Source organism: Psychrobacter sp. CoH-33_TS_01, from assembly GCF_058189395.1.
Genome location: NZ_JBVGQI010000004.1, coordinates 69,975 through 91,396, shown reverse-complemented (window position 1 = coordinate 91,396; position 21,422 = coordinate 69,975). Strand labels below are relative to the sequence as shown.

The following is a 21,422-nucleotide window of genomic DNA, read 5'->3' as shown; positions in this document are numbered from 1 at the left end:
GGACCATAATGAGCCCAGCGTCAACCACGCCTAATACTCTAGCTACTGAGCGACTATCTGAGCAGTCGGTAGCGCCATTACCTAACGCTAAGCTAAAGTGGCGACAGCGCTTTGGTCATTGGCAACCTAACAGCCGGTTGGTTAAGATTATCTTGGTTTGGTGGCTAGTGTTGACGATAGCTACGGTCTTAGATCTGACCAATGGTTTCGGAGTGACAGGGTTAGCGGCGCTTACGACTCCGTTATTCACCCTATGTTTTATAGTATTAGCATGTCTAGCGATTGTCTGTGTGTTGGATGTCATTTGCCTATTAACCTTAAGCCAAGTCACGAACTATACGCTACAACGCAGCTATCCTAATAACGTCCCGATATACCATGAGCTTGAGATTACCGCGTACCTATCCTTTATAGCGCATAGCTCGACACACCCAGCTGGTATGACTCAGCGCTTAATTGGCTTATTACGCAAGCTTGGCGTAGCAAAAAAGCTAACGCTCGATTTCTACGACGAGTACCCCGACCAGCTAAGCCCTTTAGAGCCCATGCCTATTCGGGTTAATTTGCCACTAACCAAATCTAATGACCGTTCTAATGATAGGGATGCCCAAGATTCAGACATAAATACCTTAAAGATTGCTTACCCTGTCTTACCTACCGTTCGCGGTACGGGTTATTTTGGGGTGGCGCATTTACGGGTATGGTCGCCCTTAAAATTATTCCGTCGCTCGTTAGCTATTAGCGCAGTCTCGGCAAATACTAGCCCTAACAACAACGTTAAAAGTAGCGATCAAGGTCAATATCTACGCGTATTAGCGGACTTTTCGGGATTGATGAGCAATCAGCTGTCCGCTATCTTTGAAAAGAGTGTGCAGGCAGGCGTGCAAGCTATGATGCAGCAAGGTCATGGTAGCGACTTTTTAAAATTGCGCGAGTATAGTGCCGGCGATGCTATCCGGCAGATTGATTGGAAAGCCAGTGCCCGCTTGCGTCGGATGATGAGTAAAGCGTACGAGGATGATAACGATCAGAATGTGGTCTTGTTACTCGATTGCGGTGAGCAAATGCGCCATCAAGAACACTATGAAAATGTCAGTGATATCGATGCCGACTTACATACCGACATTATAGAAACAAGTGTATTGCAGGCGAGTAGGGTAGGTGATGGTTTTGCGCAGTCCGTCTCGCAGCATAGCCAAGCCAATTATTTTGACAAGGTCTTGAATGCGGTATTATTACTGGCTTATATTGCCAATAAGCAGAACGATAAAGTCGGCCTGATGACCTTTGGCGGTACCGACGTGTATTTACCGCCCACCAAAGGGGTGGCGTTAATCCGTAATATGCTTAATGAGACGGCTGATATCAAGCCCAGTATGCAGACCAGTGACTATCTATTAGCCGCACAACAACTCAGCGCCAGACTTAAAAAACGCAGTGTGGTCGTACTCATTACCAATACCCGTGCTGAGGCAAGCCAAGAGCTGCTACAAGCAGTGCAGACACTCAGTCGCAAACATAAAGTCGTCTTTGCCAATCTCATGGAGCAAACGCTCGTAGATAGACTGCACGGCGATACAATACCGTACGCTTTAGACGACGCTTTGCTGTACCATGCGCTAGTCGATTATGAGCAAGGTCGTCAGCAGTTGCATGCGCAGATTAGCCAGCAAACGGGCGCGCTTTGTTTGCAGACTACCGCCAATAAGTTACCATTAACCTTAACGCAGGCGTATTTATCGTTAAAAAGGTAGTCAACTCTTAAAAATTTAAATATTTGTTCGATTTTTAAGAAAAAAATCCCCTATAACCATTTTATTATTAACAAAGAAAGGTAAAATTTTATGTTAAACACCAAAATATATCAGGCCGTTTATGTCCTAGCCGAAGAGCTGTTAGAGGCGAGCAACCGTAGAAACCAAGAGTTATTCAATGAGCTATATGCCGATTTAAAGGCTATCTGTGTCGATAACGAAGGCACGGATAAAGACCACCCAGTACAATGGGAAGCCTTAGCCGACTTTACTGAGGACGGTGATGAAGCCTTAGCGTTATATAGCAAAGCCTTAGAGAAAGCCACGGGGATTAATTCAAAAGACTATATGTCCTCGATTGCCTATGCTATGGCGGAGCTACAAGTACAAATGGGTCAGATTAAAGAAGCGGTAGAAAATTTAAAGAATGCCAAGATATCCGCTAATAAGATTGAAGATAAAGAGCTAAAGAATGAGATTCACGATTTATTGGTTGAGCTGACCGGTGAAAAGCCTGAATAAATACCCAAGCATATAGCTGACAAATAGCAGAATCCAAAAGGCCTAGAGCGATGTTTATCTCTAGGCCTTTTTTATATAGAGTCATAATTTAGAACAGTAAGTGAATAGTCATCATCACTTTATTATTCCAAGCAAAGCTTTAATTACTAACCATATTATTCGGTGACAAGATAGCCGACAACTCTGCTTCGCTTAACAGATTCTCTTGTTTGACCAATTCAGATACACCCAAGCCACTAAGTAACGCTTGGCCTGCGATACGACTGGCATTCTCATAGCCAATGTGTGGGACTAAGGCCGTTACGATGCCGATGCTGTTTTCTACATGGAAGGTACAACGGTCTTCGTTAGCGGTGATACCTTGAATGCACAGCTCATCTAGCATACGAATCGACTTTTCTAACATACGCGCGTTATTCAACAGGTTATAGACAATCAACGGCTCCATAGCATTGAGCTGGAGCTGACCTGCTTCTGCCGCCATAGTAATCGTCATGTCCGTGCCCATCACTTGGAAGGCAGTCTGGTTCATAGCCTCTGGGATAACCGGGTTGACCTTGCCAGGCATGATAGAAGAGCCTGGTTGTACAGCAGGAAGATTGATTTCACTGAATCCTGTCCGTGGCCCACTAGATAGCAAACGTAAGTCATTGCTTAATTTAGATAGTTTGATAGCTAGACGCTTTAGCGTGCCGGAGAACGTGATAAAAGACCCCATATCCGAGCTGGCGGCAATAAGGTCTTCAGCCAATTTGACAGGTAAGTTCGTAATCTCGGCCAATTCATCGACCGCTAAATGAGCATAACCATTCGGCGCATTAATACCGGTACCGATAGCTGTGCCGCCTAAGTTGACTTCACATAATTGATTGCAAGAGCGCTTAATACGCGCGGTCTCACCGCGTAAATCACTAGCAAAAGCATTGAACTCTTGGCCCAAGGTCATAGGCACGGCATCTTGCATCTGAGTACGGCCCATTTTCAGGATACCGCTAAATTCTTCCCCTTTAGCCGCTAAGCTTTCTTGTAGTTTGGTGACGGCTTCAATCAGCGGTTGCGCGGCAAACACTATCGCCAAACGAGCTGCTGTAGGGTAGACGTCGTTGGTAGATTGCGAGCGGTTGACGTCATTATTAGGATGTAGGTATTTATACTCACCAGACGCATAGCCTAGCTTGGCCAAGCCGATATTGGCAATGACTTCGTTGGCGTTCATGTTGGTCGAGGTGCCGGCGCCGCCTTGGATAAGGTCAACGATGAATTGATCGTGATGCTCGCCAGCAATAAGTTCATCACAGGCGGCTAAAATGGCGTTGAGTTTGTCATCGGTGAGCAGGCCATGTTTATGGTTGGCTTTCGCTGCAGCGGCTTTCACCATAGCTAAGGCTTTGACTAGCTCAGGGAAATGACTGATTGGCACACCGGTAATATTAAAGTTTTGGTGAGCGCGTTGGGTTTGAATACCGTATAAGGCATTAGCTGGGACATCTTGCTGACCCAGTAAATCCGCTTCGATACGAGTGTGCGGGTTATCCGTGTTTTGCTGAGTATTATCTACCATAGTCATAGGTCTTCTTAGTGAGTCGTTCAGTGGCACAATAGAAAGGCGGCTAACTTATCGCACTAGGGCCATAAATTAACCACCTTGAGGAAATATTTCGAATAGGTTATCTAGAGTAGCAGCCAGTGCTAATCCCTTCAATATCGTTAAATATTATATAGTTATCTTTAGATAAACTACAATTGAAATATCGATATATGTGGGTAAACCTTGAGCGCTGTATTAGGCTCGGTTAGGCGCAATCTGTTTTCCCATAATCTCTTGTACCCTGTTATCATTAACGCTGATACCTATAATTGATAATTAGTCAAATATGGACTAAAAATGATATTAAAAAATGAAATGTTATCTGTCTATCAGCAGCTACTAGCTGGCGGTGAGCTGCGTCATATCGAGGCCAAAAAAGCATCCGTCGGGGTAGGTGACTCCGTCATGCAGACAGTGTGTGCTTTCGCGAATGAACCTAATATTGGACACGGCTATCTGCTATTGGGAGTGTCTGAGCCAAATGACGAGCATGATAACTTTTGGATAAGTGGGGTATCAGATACCGATAATCTCCTCAATCAACTGCAAGGCAACTGTCGCAATCAATTTAACCGTATGGTTCAGATAGATGCTGGCGTGCTAACTATTGAAGATAAAGAAATTATCTTGGTTAAAGTCTTTGAGTTGGATGCCGTCTCTAAACCTTGCGGCTTTACTAGCGGTAGAAATAAGAAGAATTTCTCAAAAACAGGGGTGTGGCGTAGAGGCTTAAACAATGACTATGAAGCCAGTATTGAAGAGCTACAAGACATTATTATGGCCAAAACAGGACAGTCTTATGAAAATATTGTCTTGCCGGATGTGACATGGAGCGATATAGACCTAGAGGCTATTACGGCTTATCGTAAACAACGTGTTAAAGTGCAGCCGGATGCCGTGGAGCTTGACTACAGTGATGTTGAGCTATTGGATTCATTTCACTTACTAAAAAGCGTGAATGGCGAGAATAAGCCCAATATTGCAGGCTTATTATTATTTGGCTCTGTGGCAGCGCTACGCCGGCATTTACCCATGGCACGTGTAGACTATACAAGAAGCACTGGTACGCAATGGGTAGAGGATGCTGATGAAAGGTTTTTATACACTAAAGACTTTCGTGAGCCTTTAGTAACGATGATTCCGCGCGTTGAAGCAATGATTATGGATGATATGCCTAATCATTTTCGCTTAGAAGACAATGCCCTTCAGCGCTCGGATGAGTCATTATTGCCACAGCGGGTGGTGCGTGAGGCGGTAGTCAATATGGTGATGCATAGAGACTATGCTGTGCATCAACCCTCACAAATTAACCGCTATAAAGACCATCTGGATATGCACAATGCAGGGTTTTCGTTAAAACCGCTAGACACGTTAGATCGTGCCGGCTCAGTGACTCGTAACCCCTTAATAGCAGCGGTGCTTTATGACTTAAAATGGGCAGAGACCAAAGGCAGTGGTATCCGTACCATGCGTAATAAGCTCAAGCAGATGGGACTGACGCCACCAGAGTTTAATAGTGATTATAATAACAATCACTTTACTGCCAGCTTTCTACTCCATCAGTTGATGGACAACCAGCAGTTACGCTGGTTAGATGCTTTTGGACAGGAGTTATCTGACGTTGAGGCCAATGCTTTGATGTTAGCCAAAGAGACCGGCAGTGTGAACAACGGGACACTAAGAGAGCTTACTGGGCTGGATACATTGATGGCTAGCAAGCTATTGGCAAAGCTTTGTCGTGACAATCTTTTGCAAAAGCAGGGTAGCGGTCGCGCGACTTCTTATGTACTGACAAACTATGCGGCAAATATAAAAACGATACCTTTACCTCAAACCTCCGGAGCTAATGCTCAAACCTCCGGAGCTAATGCTCAAACCTCCGGAGCTAATGCTCAAACCTCCGGAGCTAAGACGCCAGCAGATCACAGTTTGAAAGACCCCGTAGCATTTCCCAAGAAAGCCACGCAAAAACAATTGTATATGGCTATATTGAGGCTATGCCAGCAGTCCGCATTGGGTATAGAAGACTTAGCAAAATCCTTAAACCGTAACCCTGATTATTTGCGTAAATCTTATCTTAACCTTATGATTACTGAAGGCTTATTAAGCCATGTCTATGACAAAACGCCCAATCATCCAGAGCAAGCCTATATCATTACTTCTTCAGGTGAACAATGGTTAATGGCATCAGATTCAGATAATGATAAGGCTGATTTATGATTTAACTACACTCTTATAGCACCCCGCAAACCATCAATATAATCCGCCCAATCCTGCATCATCTGCACGCGGATATCTATCTCATCCAAACGATTATAAGCGCCACCATGGGTATCTTTGACTCTATGGCCCAACTGCAACTCGGTGACGATATCCGAATAGCGCAATTCGGGTTGCTCCATAAGTAAGGTCTTGGCAGAAGCACGGAAACCATGCGCACATTGCACATCTTTATAGCCCAGCCTATGAAATATCTGCACTAGCGTGGCCTTACTAATATAGGCATTGCTAGAGTCACGCATCGACGCAAACACATACTCTTTATGCCCTGTGACCTTTTGAATTTCTCGTAAACGCTCGAGCACTTGTGTCGCTAATGGCACGACCAGATGCGACACCATATCGTCACGACCTTCGCCCTTAGTGGGGGAGAACTCCCAGAGCTTATTATCCCAATCAATATCTTGCCAGCGCATCGAGCGCAGATCGATACTACGCACAAACACGTACGGCAGTAGGTTTATAGCGGCTAAAGTAATAGCACTAGCGCCTTTAAATGCGGCCATATCTTGCAACAGGACAGCAAACTTATCTGGTTTAGTGATGGCGGGCAAGTGCCTGCCTGAGTTTGCCGGAGCCAGCTCACCATGGGTATCTATAGCGACATTACGCTCACACAAGCCACGTGCTACCGCAAAAGCAAAAACTTTTTCGGTATAGAGCCGGGTACTAGCACCCACGAAGGTCGCCTGATTGTTATTATTTTGAATAGACTCACAAACGTTTAATATGATCTCGCTAGTAATGTCATTCATCCGTAAATCACCAATCTCACGGCACATATAGCCCAAACATAAATCCCAAAACTTCAGGGTCGACTCACTAAAAGACAGCTTGCTAGATTTCGCCTTACCACGACTGGCTATCTTATTATCGCGCCAAGCCTTTACGATTTCTGCAAAAGTTGCATTTTTTAAGTGAGCATACTTATTCACTTTTTCTTGTTGTTGGGCGGCTTTGGGATCCACCCCTTGGGCCACCATAGCCAAGATAGCGTCGGCTCTATACTTGACCTCGTGCAGACTTACTTCATCGACGCGGCCTAGCATCATCCTAGGACGTTTTCCTTCCATATGCGGATGCGGATAGCGCAGGTAGTATTCTTTTTTACCGTTCGGATAGATGCGCACGCTTAATCCTGCGATACCGGCAATACTCACCGAGTAGTCTTTATCCCGGCATTGCAGATTATTGATATCGCTTATGGTGTTGATGGTCATTATTTGATCCGTAAAGTTTTGCGAGTGCGTAAGATAAAAGTTAAATAGGGTTCTAAAGAGAATTGACTAGCAGGAAACCGAATAACCAGCAGATTTGCTTATAAAGGCTACCAGCTTAACCAGCGTAATTTTTGCTCTTGCTGCTAGATAATTGGACACCATGTTGGACACTGAATATTTTAATATATACCAGAAACCTTATAAATATAATGTTTATAGAGTTAATTATCCCCAAGGCTACCTTGGGGATGATTATAGTATAGTGCAAATCAAGGGAGTAAGCCATGAATAGCTTGCTCTATATAGGGTTTAGCGAAATAGCCTGAATAGGAATGATTAAAAATAGGATAAAGGGTTTTTAATAGCGCGGCTAAGAGGCAGATTTGAATAGAAAAACCATGCTCCCGTACTCGCACAGAATTAATTAATCAGGGTCATAGTACTGTTCTGTGCAAGTAGGAGAGCATGAAAAAATAGCCTTATTTAAGTACATGGATTATAAATAGTGCAGAAAAAATGAGAGCAGAGGAGTTTTTACAAAAAACTAAATGTTGTGCTGATAATGAGCCAACTGCAGATTGGCTAGGTTGGATTTTTCAAAGGAGATTTATGGCTTAACAGTCAGCGCAAATATTGTTATGCATATAAGCCACTGATCTTTTTATATGAGCTGGCTCGTGTTGCATTTATCTAGGTTTAGTTAGGACGCTCATAAACCTTGACCATGACTTATGCTTGGATCAGACCCAGTCTTACACTTAGTCTATTTATAATCGTGAGGAGGGGGAGAGTGAACTATCATTTTAAATGATAATTGTTTTTATTAGCGTTAGCGAGTAAAATCGTTTTTTATTATTGTTCTCTAACTAAGCCATCAGCTATAGACAATAACTTTTATTTAATCCCCCTTCATAACCTATGAGTGTCTTTATGCTACGTGCCGATCAACTTACTGTCATCCGTCAAGGAAATACACTGCTAGACCAGGTGAGCTGTGAGATTGGCAGCAATCAACTGGTGGCACTGGTCGGGCACAATGGCTCGGGCAAATCGACGCTGATTAAAGCCTTGGCCGGTGAGATGGCCAGTAGTAGTGGCAGTATTACATTGGATGGGCGCCAAATCAGTGATTATGGTAATAAAGAGTTGGCGCAGCAAATGGCGTATTTGCCGCAGCAACTGCCTGAAGCCGCTGGATTTACCGTACGTGAGCTAGTGATGCTAGGGCGTTATCCGCATCAAAAATGGCTGCAAAAACCCACGCAAATGGATAGAGATAAAGTCGCGCAAGCGCTACAAGTGACGCAAATCGAAGCTTTTGCTGACCGTATTACGGCCACATTATCCGGTGGGGAACGTTCTCGGGCTTGGCTGGCTATGTGCTTAGCGCAAGATACTAGGTATCTCTTACTCGATGAGCCGTTGGCGGCCCTGGATATACATTATCAAATCGAAGTAATCCAACTGATTCGTCGATTAGTAGATGAGCAAGGCTTGAGTGTGGTGATTATTGTGCATGATATTAATCTAGCCGCGCAGTATGCCGACCGCATTATCGCGCTAAAAAATGGCCAAGTGTGTCACAACGGCGATATAGCCAGCACGATGCGACCTGAAGTACTGCGTAATATCTTCAATATTGATATGCAACTACTGGATCATCCCGTCACAGGTCAGCCTGTCGCAGTGGCTTAATATCCACTTATCTCTTTCCTTTTCTAACTCTCCTACAAAGACACGCTTTTATGCCTCCTGATTTTCATAAAGATCGACTGTCAAAGTTCTCTATAGTCTTGCCTACAGCTGCCTTAAAATGGGCAACTGTCTTAATCTGTATGGCCTTAACCGCTTGTAATAACGCTACTCAAACCGATGAGACACCGGCTAAATCTGCCTCAGAAACCACTACCAAAGCTAAGAAGAATATAAATATTGTCTCCCCAGATTGGGGTAATGCCGCGACTCTGACGGCAATGGGTCATCCCCCTATTGCGACAGGGGATGTCAGAGTTTGGGAGCGCTGGGTAGGTGATCCTAAGCTACCGGCGTCGATTGTCGATTTAGGCATTCGTTATCAGCCCAATGCTGAATTAATCGCGCAATTGCCCGTAGATCTGGTGGTAGATAACTTTTTTTATGAGCATGCGCGGAGTTTATATGGTGATGTACCGGCTGAGTCAGTGATGTTTGCAGCAAAAGGGGAGACAGCAACCTGGGAGGACTATACCGAACCCACGCGTAAGTTGGGCGCACTGATTGATGATCCCAAATTGGCTGAAGACTATATTGTTGCAAGTGAGCAGGATATAAAGCTCGCCAGCCAAAAATTAGCACAGCGTTACCCAAAAGTGAAGAAATTTGCCGTGGTACAGTTTGCTGATGCTAATAATATGCGTATGTATGTGGCCAATAGCCTGTTTCAGCCGGCCTTAAACGGTATGGGGAAAGAGCTTGAGGTATTAGGCAAAGGCAATAACTGGGGGTTTACACCGATACGACTGGGCGATTTAGCAAAACTGGATAAGGATACTTGCTTATTAATTATTGAGCCACTGAGCCCTATAACGCAGGCGGAGATTAAAGAAAGTTTGATTTGGCAGCGTCTAGGCTATGGCAACACTCGCTGTATGGGGCAACTGCCTACCATATGGATTTATGGTGGTATGTCGTCGTTGGTCGGTTTGGCCAATAACTTATCAGATGTGACCCTAACAGGTGGGGAGCTATTATGAGTATCCACACTAACACTAACAATGCTGCCAGTGCTAGCAATACTGCTAATACCAACCATCAAATCGCCGACAGTACTGATGCTATGACGCCAATTTCTCCACAACCACTTTCTCAACCTGTCAAGACAGCTAAGCCATCACCAAATGAGCCGTCATCAAATAAGCCTACTGAACCAAATCCACGCCCTTCTTTATTGGCCAATATCTCTTGGCGACTATGGGCCATGCTCATAGGCTTGGCCACTTTGTCTTTATGGAGCAGCTGGGCATTGGTAGAGGAGCAGTGGCTGCGACCACTCAGTGATTTGTGGCTACCCAGCTCACAATTGGATATTGCCAGTATGGCAATACAGCTGCAAATACTAGCCACTAGTGTCGTGGCGCTTTTAGCCGGTGGATTATTGGGGGTCGTCAGTATTTTACTGCAGCAGTTGGTCAAAAACCCGCTGGCATCAGACACTACGCTAGGGGTGGGCGTTGGAGCGCAATTGGCCATTCTCATCGTGACTTTATTTTTGCCAAGTTTGGCCATCTATGGTGGTTTTTACGTGGCCTTTATTGGCGCTATCCTCAGTATGGGTCTGGTGTTTGCATTATCAGCGCCTAGCCGTTTTAACCCATTAATACTGATACTTTCGGGTTTGGTGGTCAATATCTTACTGGCGGCAGTGGCCAATGTCATGGTTTTGTTCTTCGCTGAACGCAGCAATGGCATGCTGTCGTGGGCAGCTGGATTTTTGACGCAAATCAGTTGGCATACCAGCACTCTACTGGCCATAACCGCCGCTGTGATGGCCGTTGCTTGCTTGCCGTTACTGAAACCACTAACCATGATGAGCTTAGATGATGCTCAAGCCAGACGCTTGGGCGTGCCCATCAATGGTATTCGGGCCTTAGTAGTCATCATAGTGGCCGTGGTAACGGCTTTAGTCATCAGTGAAGTGGGCTTAATCGGCTTTATCGGGCTTGGGGCAGCAAGTTTGGTCAATGCCCTAGGCATCTCTGCTATTGGTAAGCGCTTAGCCGCCGCCTTTGGGCTGGGAGCATTGCTATTATTATTGACCAGTAATGTCGCTTTACTGCTTGAACCTATACTGGGCATGCAAATCCCAGCAGGTGCCATGACCGGTATTCTTGGCGCACCGCTTATTATTTGGCTGATTCTGCGTCAGCGCCGCGAGCGCATAGAAACCGTCACTCCTATGACTAGTGGACTTGCCGGCACGCATATCTCCATCGCATTTTGGCGTTGGGGTGTTGGCGTGCTTACCCTTATTATGCTGGCTTGCCTATTTGTGCATGATATCAATGGCTGGGGCATTAGTAAGGATTGGGCGCTCACCCAACAGTATCGTCTGCCGCGTAGTTTGAGTGCGGCTGCCACCGGTTTGATGTTGGCCGTCGCCGGTGTGTTATTGCAGACGTTAACGCGCAATCCGATGGCTAGCCCTGAGGTTTTAGGGGTTAGCTCGGGGGCTGCGCTTGGGGTCATTTTAGGGTTTTTATTTCTACCAAGTTGGGGCCTATCCGCCGGGGCTGGTACGTTGCTAGTTTCAGGCCTATCCGGCGCCATAGCTGTATTACTACTGATTATTTGGCTGGCACGTAGGGTTAGCTCAGGCTATCTATTACTAGTAGGTATCGGCATTGCCGCCATGATGGATGGGGTGATGCATATGGTGAAGCTGTCCGGTGATCCCCGTCTTGAGGCGATGCTCAGTTGGCTATCAGGCACCACTTATAGCGCTCAGCCCAGTACAGTCTGGTACCTCATTGGCATTGCCTCTATCTTATTTGTGCTGAGCTTACTGCTGCTAAAACCGCTACGTGTCTTGGGCTTAGGCCCAGGAGTAGCGCGTAATTTAGGGGTGTCTGTGACGCCTGTGACCCTCGCGGTCTTAGCATTAGTTGCAGCACTCAGTACTGCCAGTACACTAGCAGTCGGCCCATTGAGCTTTATCGGTCTTATGGTACCGCACTTGGCCACGTCACTCGGTGCCGTCAAGATTGAGCGGCAGTTACCGTTAGCCGCTTTGTTAGGTGCGGGGGTCATGGTGATAGCCGACTGGATTGGCCGTTATGTCATCTTCCCCTATGAGTTACCTGCGGGCACGATTGCTGCCATTATCGGTGGTGGCTACTTCTTGTGGCTCATTCGTAAGGTGCCTGCTGCCCATAGATAGCGGTAAAAGGATATAGCAGATGGCGGCATTTAAAGCGGGTCAAAATACTGAGCATGATAGCCGCCCTAATACAGCTAATCAGCTCCACAATGGCAGTAGCCACGCTGCCGCTACTATTACTGATGCTCCTGTTGCCACTGGCTTAAGCTTACTGAGTGACAAACAAGGACAACAGGTGCTACTCACACTACTGCTCGGCGGCACCGTGGTCAGCTTCAGTAATAGCGCCCTTAATCCCGCGATTCCTGTCTTTATGGCCGTCTTCGATGTCGATATTGTCATGGGCGGCTGGGTAATCAATGCTTATGTCCTAGCCATGAGTGTAGGGCTAATGCTAAGCGGCTATCTCAATAAAATATTTGTTTTCAAATGGGTCTATTTAGCCGCAATAGTTGGGTTTATGCTGGGGTCCATCTTTGGCATGTTGGCCTCTAGTATGGGCTTAGTGATAGTGGCTCGCGCCATACAAGGGCTAAGTGGCGGGCTTATCATCCCGCTATCTATTGGGCTACTGTATCAGATCTATCCGCAGCATCAGCACGGTAGAGTGATGGCGTTATGGGGCATTGTCATTATGATGTCGTTGGCGTTTGGTCCCTTAGTGGGGGCTTACCTCGTTGAGCAATTCGCTTGGTGGACTCTGTTCGCTATCACCATACCATTGAGTGCCATTGTCATGGCAATGATCTGGCAGTTCGTACCCAATATAAGCGCACAAGATACCCATGCTACTTTTGATACTGTCGGCTTTGTCAGTTTGCTAATTTGGCTGCTTGCGATGATGGTGTGGCTAAGCACCCTGAAGGTAGATTTTAATACCGATTTATTCAGCTCATTATACAGTTCAGATGGCTGGTTAGAATTCGCTACTTTGGTGCTATTAGCTGGCGGCTTTTTACTGTCTGCTATCGTTTGGTGGGGTTATGAGCGCCGTCAGAGCCAGCCGTTACTCAACGTGCGCTTGTTTAGCAATAAAACTTATTTACACAGCACTATCATCAGCATCACCCAAACCTTAGGGCTGATGTTATGTCTCTTACTATTGCCGATATTCATCCAAGATGTTATGCAGGAGAGCGCCATATGGACTGGCATTGTCCTGATGGTAGCAACACTAGTGTCCAGTGTCACGACACTCTTTGCAGGTCAAATAGTAGACCGACGCGGTGCCCGCAATATTGGCATATTGGGTATTATTATTAGTGTGCTGTCCACTTTGATGCTGGCGTGGTGTCTGTATCAACCCGAGCTTTGGTTGCTCATCGTTATCATGAGTGTGCGAGGTGTCGGAGTAGGGTTGGCCTATCTACCCACCACCACAGTGGGTTTTAGCAGCTTGCCCAAAGAAGAGGTCACTGAAGGGGCTGCCCTCAACAATATCAGTCGGCGTATCTTCTCTACTTTATTCATAACTTTGGCCACCATCTATATAGACGGCCGCAGTACTCAATTATTAGCGGTCGGCTCTCAGAACACCACGATAAATGCTATCCAAGAGGTGTTAGTAGTCATCGCGGTAATTTTGTTATTCACGCTGCCATCCGCCTGCAAACTTCCTAAGTCAGCTTAAGCCTATCACCAGAGTATGGTGTTAATGAGATAGGGAGTTAATTAACATAGCGGCTTAATTGACATAGGTACTTAATTTAAAGTCATCCGCAACAAGTGTCTAGCACTATTAGTTAAGTTAATATTATTTAATAGATTATTATTTTTAATTAGTTGGGAATTGGGGTTTAGGTAATGTTTTAACCTCTAAAGTCACTAAATTAGTAAAATTAAATGTATGAACGAAAATAATTATCATTTACAATATCGTTCACAAAGATAGCACATACAGTAGTATTAGCTAAACATAGCCATTGCCACTATTTGACCCTCTAACTAAGCGAACTAAATATGAAAAGTCATCATCAAGTTGCTCTGTCCGTTTTAACCCTCTGTATCAGTCAGCAGTTGTATGCGCAAACCAATGACTCTGCTGTCGATATTGCCACTGAAGCGACCACGACTAACTCAGTCGCTACAGATACGCCTCATGCTACTTTAGATACCATTACCATTACTGCAAACGCCAGAACCGGTACCGCACTGGCACAGAAGATTAGTGAGATGCCAGCGGTCACGCAAGTCATCACTGAAGAAGAGCTCAAGATGCAGGCGACTGGCAATCGTACAGTGGGCGATATGTTGGCCCAGCTTATCCCAAGTTTGGGCGCAAGTAGTGGCTCTACCAGTAATTATGGCACCACCATACATGGTCGTCCGGTGCAGTTTTTGCTCAATGGCGTGCCTTTAAGTGGTTCACGTAGTCTGTCAAGAGAGCTCAATAGTATTGATCCTGAGCAGTTAGAGCGGGTAGAGGTGCTTTCAGGGGCTACCAGTATTTATGGTGCAGGTGCTGCAGGCGGGCTGATCAACTTGGTCACTAAGTCGTTGGTAGGCTATGATCCTATTAGACAAAGCAGAGTAGGGGTCAGTAGCAGTCGTAATTTTGATTCAGAGTCATTGGGTTATCATGTAGGACAAACTTTGGGCTATGGCGGCGAGAAGTCCTATGGTCGCTTAGACGTAGACTATGATAGCAAAGGAGGTAAGTTTGATAGTTCTGATCAGCGTATTAGCCCTGATGTCAACCAAACTGATCAACAAGATACTGAAGCTCTTAGCATTAATGCCAGTGTAGGGACGCAATTAACCGACAGTCAACGTGTTGATTTAGCCGTCACTTATTATGATGATCAGCAGGACACAGACTTCGGACCCGATTATGGTAAAAATCTACAAGTCTTGCTGAAGCCTAAGGCTATGGCTCCGTCATTAAAAGCAGTACCGGGTGCTGAAATAGAAAACCAGCCGTTTACTACCAAGACTACTGTCAACTTAAACTATAACAATGATGATGTTGCTGGCTCAAATCTAAGCGTTACCGGCTACTATCGCGATGAAAAAGGCCGTTTTTACCCCTCTGGTAAAAGTGGTGCCGATGCTGCTGCGGAAGTTTGGGTGGCGAATGGTTTGACGGATGCAACCACCTTGGGCAAGCTGTTAGGCGGGGCAATCATCGTGGCCCAGTCAGAAGCAGATATTGAAGTCATGGGCTTGCGAGCTGCTATGCAGACCGAAAGCGAGCTGGCGGGTAAAAACGCCTTGTTTAGTTATGGCGTAGACTATGAGCGCGAAAAAAGTGAGCAAACTTACTACGGTCAAGACCTAAATACCTTCCTAGCTAGCAATGGGTTGATAGCCAAAAACAATGGTGTTAATTATAACGGTGGCCCCGTGACGACCAGCGATAAACTGGGAGTATTTGCCAATACCGATATTGATTTGACCGATAAATGGCATGCCAGTGCCGGCGTGCGTTATCAGAAGCTAAAAGCGGAAACTGATAGTTTTGTTCCGATTACCGAGCAAATGCTAGAAGAGTACTTTAATAATCCGAGCATAAAACCGGTAGCCGATGCCTATCGTTTTGATTATAAAGCGGGATTAGTAGAAGCCGGCAGTACTGATCACGATAAGACTTTGTTTAACTTGGGTACTAGCTACCAAGTGACCGCAAACGATCAATTATTTGCTAATTTTTCTCAAGGATTTACTACGGCTGATGTCCAGCGTGCGCTGCGTGATGTGCGGGCAGGTTTTGTAGTGAATTCAGAAAATGTACAGCCTATTGCCGTGAATAACTATGAGTTTGGCTGGCAAGGCAAGCATGGCGATACAGCAGCCAAATTAAGCGGATTTTATAACGATTCAGACAAGGTAGTGCGCTTTACCGACAGCTACACGGTAGAAGTCGTGGATACTGACCAACGCATCTACGGCGCAGAAGGCTCTTTAGTACAAAACCTGAATGACCAATGGCAAGTGGGCGGTAGCGTGGCTTATACCCGCGGCCAATACGACAAAGATGGTGAATGGCTAGAGCTGGACGCGGTAAGTTTGACGCCACTAAAAGGGACTGCTTTTGCGCAATATAACTTCGATGGTGGTAGTAATGTGCGCTTGCAGGCATTAGCCATTGGTGGGGATGATAAAGCTTTTAAAGACCAGCAAAAAGATCCTAATTCTAGCGCGTTGCCATTCACAGGGTATATGACTTTAGATTTATTAGGCCAAGTAAAAATGCCTGTGGGTCGTTTGGACTATGGGGTTTATAACTTGCTGAATAAAGACTATCAGTCGGTTTATCATCAGACCACGTATGGTGATCTTAACCGTCTGTCTGCTGTGGGGACGAACTACGGCTTGAGCTATACTATCGATTATTAAGCCAAGCGGTTGGTTATTGAATTGAAGATTGAAGTAATAATCACCTAGCAGTTAACATCTAGAAAATAAAACCCATAGAAAAACCTTTCATGCTCATCGTTAAGGAGTGTGGAGGGTTTTTTTATAGCCATCAAAACAGGTTTTTTACTTAGCAGTAGTAAGCCTGTTTTTGATGTAGTGAGTCTTGCAAATGGGCAACAAGCAGTTTTAACTTTTGATCGGGTTGCCTGGCCTTGGGATATACTGCATACATGCCGAGCTCCTTTCGTGTAAACCGCTGCAAAATCTGCGTAAGTGTATGTTGTTGTATCTCCTCATGGACCAGCGCTTGGGGCAAAAAAGCGATGCCTAAATCGCTGAGCGTAGCTTGTTTAATCGCACTAAGATGATTGCTATGAAACCGACCATAGACCGGCATTAATTGCTCTGTGCCGTCTATACATACTGGCCATATGTTGTTAGAAGTATTATCAAACTTATAGATTATACACTCATGATGGTCTAATTCTTCAGGGGTTTGAGGCGTGCCATATTGCTTTAAATAATCTGGCGTCGCACATATCACCCATCGGCTATCTATAAGACGCCTTGCAATGAGCGATGAGTCTTCAAGCTCAGCGGTCCTTATTGCCAAATCAAAACCTTCTTCTATCAAGTCAACCAAGCGATTGGTAATTTGTAAATCTACCGATATTTCAGGGTGTTGTTTACAGAATTCAGCAATCGATTCGCTCAATATCAAGTTTGCAGAGACCACAGGCAGGGTTATTCGTATGGTGCCTTTCATATCCTCGCTATAACCCGTTACTGCATCCTCAGCTTCTTGAAAGGCATGTTTAGCAATTTTAGCTTTGTCATAAAGCGTCCTGCCGGCATCGGTTAAGCTCAACTTTCTAGTGGTTCTATAAATGAGCTGAGTATTTAAGTTCTCTTCTAGTCTTGCAATGCGCTTGCTCACTACTGAATTGGTTAATGATAGCTTTGCAGCGACTTTAGAGAATGACCCTTCCTCAACAACTTGGACAAATAAAACCATATCGTCAGCTTTGACCATACTTGTGCTCCAATGGGCGTAATGCGGATTAGATTATAGCAAAAAAGGAAAATAACATTGTCCATTGATGCAATATATCAATTAATTAACAAGGCGTAGACTATTTTAAGGCTTTTGGAACATGGGGCCATAGACTGTCGCAAGTCGTGCTTGGCTGTGTCTGCAACACGGCTTGGATAAATTAGCAGTCCCTGTTTGTGAATGTTTAATACAACTTAGTCATCATTTAGGCGTCAAAATAAAGGCTGCGATGACTGGGTTCAAGGAAGATTAAACGATAAAAAAGGATATGATTTTGAATCAAACAATATATGGTCTACTGGCATTACTGCCAATCGTTCTCTGTGGTATTTTTTTGATAGGCCTGCAATGGTCAGCCAAAAAAACAATGCCGATAGTTTTAGCTGTTACCGCAGCGCTGGCTATTTTCATATGGGATATGACGCTCACTAGAGTGTCCTCATCCATCATTCAAGGTTTGGTCATTACGGTTTCGGTATTGTGGATAGTCTTTGGGGCTATTTTTCTATTGAATACCTTAAAGCATACGGGTGCCATTGCCGTCATTCGAGCTGGATTTACCAACGTATCGCCAGATAGGCGGGTGCAGGCCATTATTATTGCCTGGTGCTTTGGCACCTTTCTGGAAGGCGCCTCTGGTTTTGGTACCCCTGCGGCTATTGCTGCCCCTTTACTGGTGGCGATAGGCTTTCCGGCGTTGGGTGCAGTGTTAATGGGCATGATGATACAAAGCACACCGGTCTCCTTTGGTGCCGTCGGTACGCCTATTGTGATAGGGGTAAGTAAGGGCTTAGACACCGCAGCTATTAGCGCTCGATTAGCACAAGAAGGGCTGCAGTGGGACAGCTTTTTGCAGCTTATAACCAGTCAAGTTGCCATGATTCATGGGGTCATTGGTACGTTCATGCCGCTGTTCATGGTGATGATGCTCACCCGCTTTTTTGGTAAGAATAAAAGCTGGAAAGAAGGCTTCGCTATTTGGCCATTTGCTATATTTGCAGGTCTGGCCTTTACGATTCCCTATACCTTAACAGGGGTCTTTTTGGGGCCTGAGTTTCCTTCACTGGTCGGAGGTTTAGTTAGTATCGCCATTGTTGTCAACGCGGCCAAAAGAGGATTTTTAGTCCCAAAAACCACGTGGGATTTTGCGCCGCAGAAAAACTGGCCAAGCGAATGGATGGGTAAACTGGTGGTCAGTAAGGAAGATGTGACGCTTGATTTAACCAGTAAAAAGATGTCTGCGGTTATGGCGTGGTTCCCTTATTTGCTCGTTGCGATTTTACTGGTGTGCTCGAGAGTATTCGCTGGATTTGAATCCTTCCTAACCAGTGCCACGTTAGATTTTACGACAGTGTTAGGGGAGGCCGACATAAGCGCTAGTTTTAGTCCTCTGTACTTACCTGGAGGCTTGTTAGTCATAAGCGCCTTGGTTGCCGCTGCTCTGCAAACTAAACAACCTGGTAGTGCACTAAATAATGCCTTTAAAGAATCTACTAAAACGGTCTTAGCGGCTGGTTTTGTACTGGTTTTTACTATTCCAATGGTCAGAATCTTTATCAATTCAGGGGTTAACTTATCCGATGTGGCTAGTATGCCAGTTGCCAGTGCTGAGTTGTTTGCGGGTACTTTTGGCAATGCTTTTCCGTTAATTAGTTCTACGATTGGTGCATTAGGAGCCTTTATCGCGGGTTCTAATACCGTTTCTAATATGATGTTTAGCCAATTTCAGTATGAAGCAGCGATGAGCCTACGTATTTCACCTTCTTTAATCATAGCGTCTCAAGCCGTTGGTGCGGCAGCGGGTAATATGATTGCCATACATAACGTGGTGGCTGCCTCTGCAACGGTGGGTTTACTTGGTATGGAGGGCGCGACGCTTCGGCGTACTATTTTGCCTACTCTATATTATGTGTTGTTCTGTGGCATCATCGTCACGGCCGCCATTTATATTTTTAGTTACCAAGGTCCTCTAACATCATGAATGACATACCATCACTAGATAAGGAGGGTCGTATCTCTTCAGCAAACATGCCTTTTCAGGAGATACTCAGTCCTGATCAAGTCTTGGATAAGCTTACAGACGTACTGGGCGCGCGCAATGTCCAGGCTGATCCAGAGAAAAACGAATACTATAGAATGGGATGGCGCTCTGGTGGCGGTAGCGCTTTAGCGGTTTTGTTTCCGCAAACTTTGCTGGAGATTTGGCGTTGCCTAGAAGTGTGCGTTGAGGGTAACTGTATTATTATCATGCAAGCGGCAAAAACAGGCCTAACCGAAGGCTCAACGCCAAGCGGTAATGACTACGATAGACCTGTGGTAGTCATTAATACGCTGGCAATAGACCAATTGTATTTGATAAACGATAATGAGCAAGTCATCAGCTTGGCTGGGGCGACGTTACACCAACTACAAAGTCAGCTGAAGGCGGTGAATAGAGCGCCGCATTCGGTGATTGGTTCCTCGACTTTAGGGGCGTCTATTATTGGTGGGATTTCGAATAACTCGGGAGGGTCTTTAGTAAAAAGAGGCCCTGCTTACACTGAGTTGGCGTTGTTTGCGCAGATTAACGCCCAAGGTCAGTTGGTGTTGGTCAATCATCTAGATATAGGGCTAGGGGATACCCCGGAAGAAATACTGACGAGATTGCAAAATGGGGATTTTGATAAGAGTAAGCTGCCTGACCATGGCAAGATGGCATCAGATAAAGAATATATCGCCAGAGTAAAGGACGTTGATGCCAATACGCCCAGCCGGTTTAATGCTGATAAGCGCAGACTGTATGAAGCCAGTGGCTGTGCTGGCAAGCTGGCGATTTTTGCCGTACGCTTAGATACTTATCCCACGGCTAAACAAGAGAAGACGTTTTATATAGGCAGTAATAGTGTCAGTGAGCTTGCGCAGTTAAGACGGCAGATATTATCAAGCTTCAACAATACTCCTGAAGTTGGCGAGTATATGCATCGTGATATCTTTGATGTGTCGGCCAAATACGGTAAAGACACTTTTTTGAGTATCAAGCATCTTGGCACTGACGCCTTGCCTAGATTGTTTTCTATCAAAGGCGCTATTGATGCCAAACTGCATAAGTGGTCGTGGCTGCCCAAGCATTTCACCGATAAAGTCATGCAGTTTATAGCTAACTTATTCCCAAAGCATTTACCTGAGCGCATGATGGCGTACCGTGATCAGTACGAGCATCACCTCATGATAAAAATGAGTGATGACGGGATAGCTGAAGCCGAAGATTTTTTGCAGTCGTTTTTTGCATCATCAACAACCGGTAGCTATTTTATATGTAGTGAGCAAGAGTCAGAAAGCGCCTTTTTAAATCGTTTCGCAGCCGCTGGTGCAGCATTAAGGTATGAGCTCATCCATGAAAAAGAAGTAGGCGAGATACTAGCGCTCGATATTGCCATACCACGTAACGAGTTAGAGTGGCTCGAAACCCTACCTGAAGCCATTGCACAGCATTTAGAAATGAAGCTGTATTACGGACACTTCTTTTGTTATGTGTTTCATCAAGACTATATTTTGAAAAAGGGCAGTGATGCTCAGTATGTGAAAAAGATGATGCTGGAGCAGTTGAATAAACGTGGCGCCAAATATCCTGCTGAACATAATGTCGGGCACTTATATGAAGCGGAGCCTGATTTGCAAAACTTTTATAAAAGCTTAGACCCAACTAATACCTTTAATCCTGGCATTGGTAAAATGCCAAAAAATAAACGCAATTGCTCGTGCTGCGTGTGATAGCGTCAAAATATTACCTAGATAACTAACAGAATAAAAAGGC

The 21,422-nt window shown here is 45.2% G+C and carries 13 protein-coding genes; 10 read left to right on the top strand and 3 right to left on the bottom strand.

Annotated features, from left to right (window positions below):
• Positions 1–8 precede the first annotated feature (8 nt).
• Complete coding sequence (locus tag ACZ2XM_RS08275; RefSeq protein WP_490589396.1) at positions 9–1,754, top strand: DUF58 domain-containing protein; 1,746 nt, start codon at positions 9–11, stop codon at positions 1,752–1,754.
• 90 nt (positions 1,755–1,844) lie between these two features.
• Complete coding sequence (locus ACZ2XM_RS08270) at positions 1,845–2,276, top strand: tetratricopeptide repeat protein (RefSeq protein WP_490589397.1); 432 nt, start codon at positions 1,845–1,847, stop codon at positions 2,274–2,276.
• Positions 2,277–2,415: 139 nt separating this feature from the next.
• Here the strand turns inward: ACZ2XM_RS08270 and ACZ2XM_RS08265 are convergent, their stop codons facing one another.
• Positions 2,416–3,843, bottom strand: coding sequence for an aspartate ammonia-lyase (locus ACZ2XM_RS08265; RefSeq protein WP_490589398.1), 1,428 nt, complete (start codon positions 3,841–3,843; stop codon positions 2,416–2,418).
• Positions 3,844–4,161: 318 nt separating this feature from the next.
• On the opposite strand from ACZ2XM_RS08265, the gene ACZ2XM_RS08260 reads away from it, so the two are divergent.
• On the top strand, positions 4,162–6,084 hold the full coding sequence (locus ACZ2XM_RS08260; RefSeq protein WP_490589399.1) for an RNA/DNA-binding domain-containing protein: 1,923 nt from the start codon (positions 4,162–4,164) through the stop codon (positions 6,082–6,084).
• Between the two features lie 5 nt (positions 6,085–6,089).
• On the opposite strand, the gene ACZ2XM_RS08255 is transcribed toward ACZ2XM_RS08260, so the two are convergent.
• Positions 6,090–7,364 carry a tyrosine-type recombinase/integrase gene (locus ACZ2XM_RS08255; protein WP_490589400.1) on the bottom strand — a complete coding sequence of 425 codons (1,275 nt, stop codon included), beginning with the start codon at positions 7,362–7,364 and terminating at the stop codon, positions 6,090–6,092.
• 930 nt (positions 7,365–8,294) lie between these two features.
• Between ACZ2XM_RS08255 and ACZ2XM_RS08250 the strand changes: the two genes are divergently transcribed.
• The 5 genes from ACZ2XM_RS08250 to ACZ2XM_RS08230 all read left to right on the top strand — a co-directional run bounded on the left by ACZ2XM_RS08250 (position 8,295) and on the right by ACZ2XM_RS08230 (position 16,554).
• Entirely contained in the window at positions 8,295–9,059 is a 765-nt protein-coding gene (locus ACZ2XM_RS08250; RefSeq protein WP_490610529.1) for an ABC transporter ATP-binding protein, read from the top strand.
• Positions 9,060–9,109: 50 nt separating this feature from the next.
• Positions 9,110–10,096 carry an ABC transporter substrate-binding protein gene (locus tag ACZ2XM_RS08245; protein WP_490589401.1) on the top strand — a complete coding sequence of 329 codons (987 nt, stop codon included), beginning with the start codon at positions 9,110–9,112 and terminating at the stop codon, positions 10,094–10,096.
• Positions 10,093–12,279 (top strand): Fe(3+)-hydroxamate ABC transporter permease FhuB, encoded by a 2,187-nt coding sequence (fhuB, locus tag ACZ2XM_RS08240; RefSeq protein WP_490589402.1) that lies wholly within the window; start codon positions 10,093–10,095, stop codon positions 12,277–12,279. Before ACZ2XM_RS08245 ends, fhuB begins: the two co-directional genes overlap by 4 nt.
• 19 nt (positions 12,280–12,298) lie before the next feature.
• Complete coding sequence (locus ACZ2XM_RS08235; protein WP_490589403.1) at positions 12,299–13,849, top strand: MFS transporter; 1,551 nt, start codon at positions 12,299–12,301, stop codon at positions 13,847–13,849.
• 329 nt (positions 13,850–14,178) lie between these two features.
• Positions 14,179–16,554, top strand: coding sequence for a TonB-dependent receptor (locus tag ACZ2XM_RS08230; protein WP_490589404.1), 2,376 nt, complete (start codon positions 14,179–14,181; stop codon positions 16,552–16,554).
• 148 nt (positions 16,555–16,702) lie between these two features.
• Here ACZ2XM_RS08230 and ACZ2XM_RS08225 read toward each other — a convergent pair whose 3' ends face one another.
• Positions 16,703–17,608, bottom strand: a complete 906-nt coding sequence (locus ACZ2XM_RS08225) for a LysR family transcriptional regulator (RefSeq protein ID WP_490589405.1) — start codon at positions 17,606–17,608, stop codon at positions 16,703–16,705.
• 295 nt (positions 17,609–17,903) lie between these two features.
• Between ACZ2XM_RS08225 and ACZ2XM_RS08220 the strand changes: the two genes are divergently transcribed.
• Together ACZ2XM_RS08220 and dld are read left to right on the top strand one after the other, a co-directional pair.
• Positions 17,904–19,610 carry an L-lactate permease gene (locus ACZ2XM_RS08220; protein WP_490589406.1) on the top strand — a complete coding sequence of 569 codons (1,707 nt, stop codon included), beginning with the start codon at positions 17,904–17,906 and terminating at the stop codon, positions 19,608–19,610.
• A gap of 47 nt (positions 19,611–19,657) precedes the next feature.
• Positions 19,658–21,379 (top strand): D-lactate dehydrogenase, encoded by a 1,722-nt coding sequence (gene dld, locus ACZ2XM_RS08215; RefSeq protein ID WP_490589463.1) that lies wholly within the window; start codon positions 19,658–19,660, stop codon positions 21,377–21,379.
• Positions 21,380–21,422 lie beyond the last annotated feature (43 nt).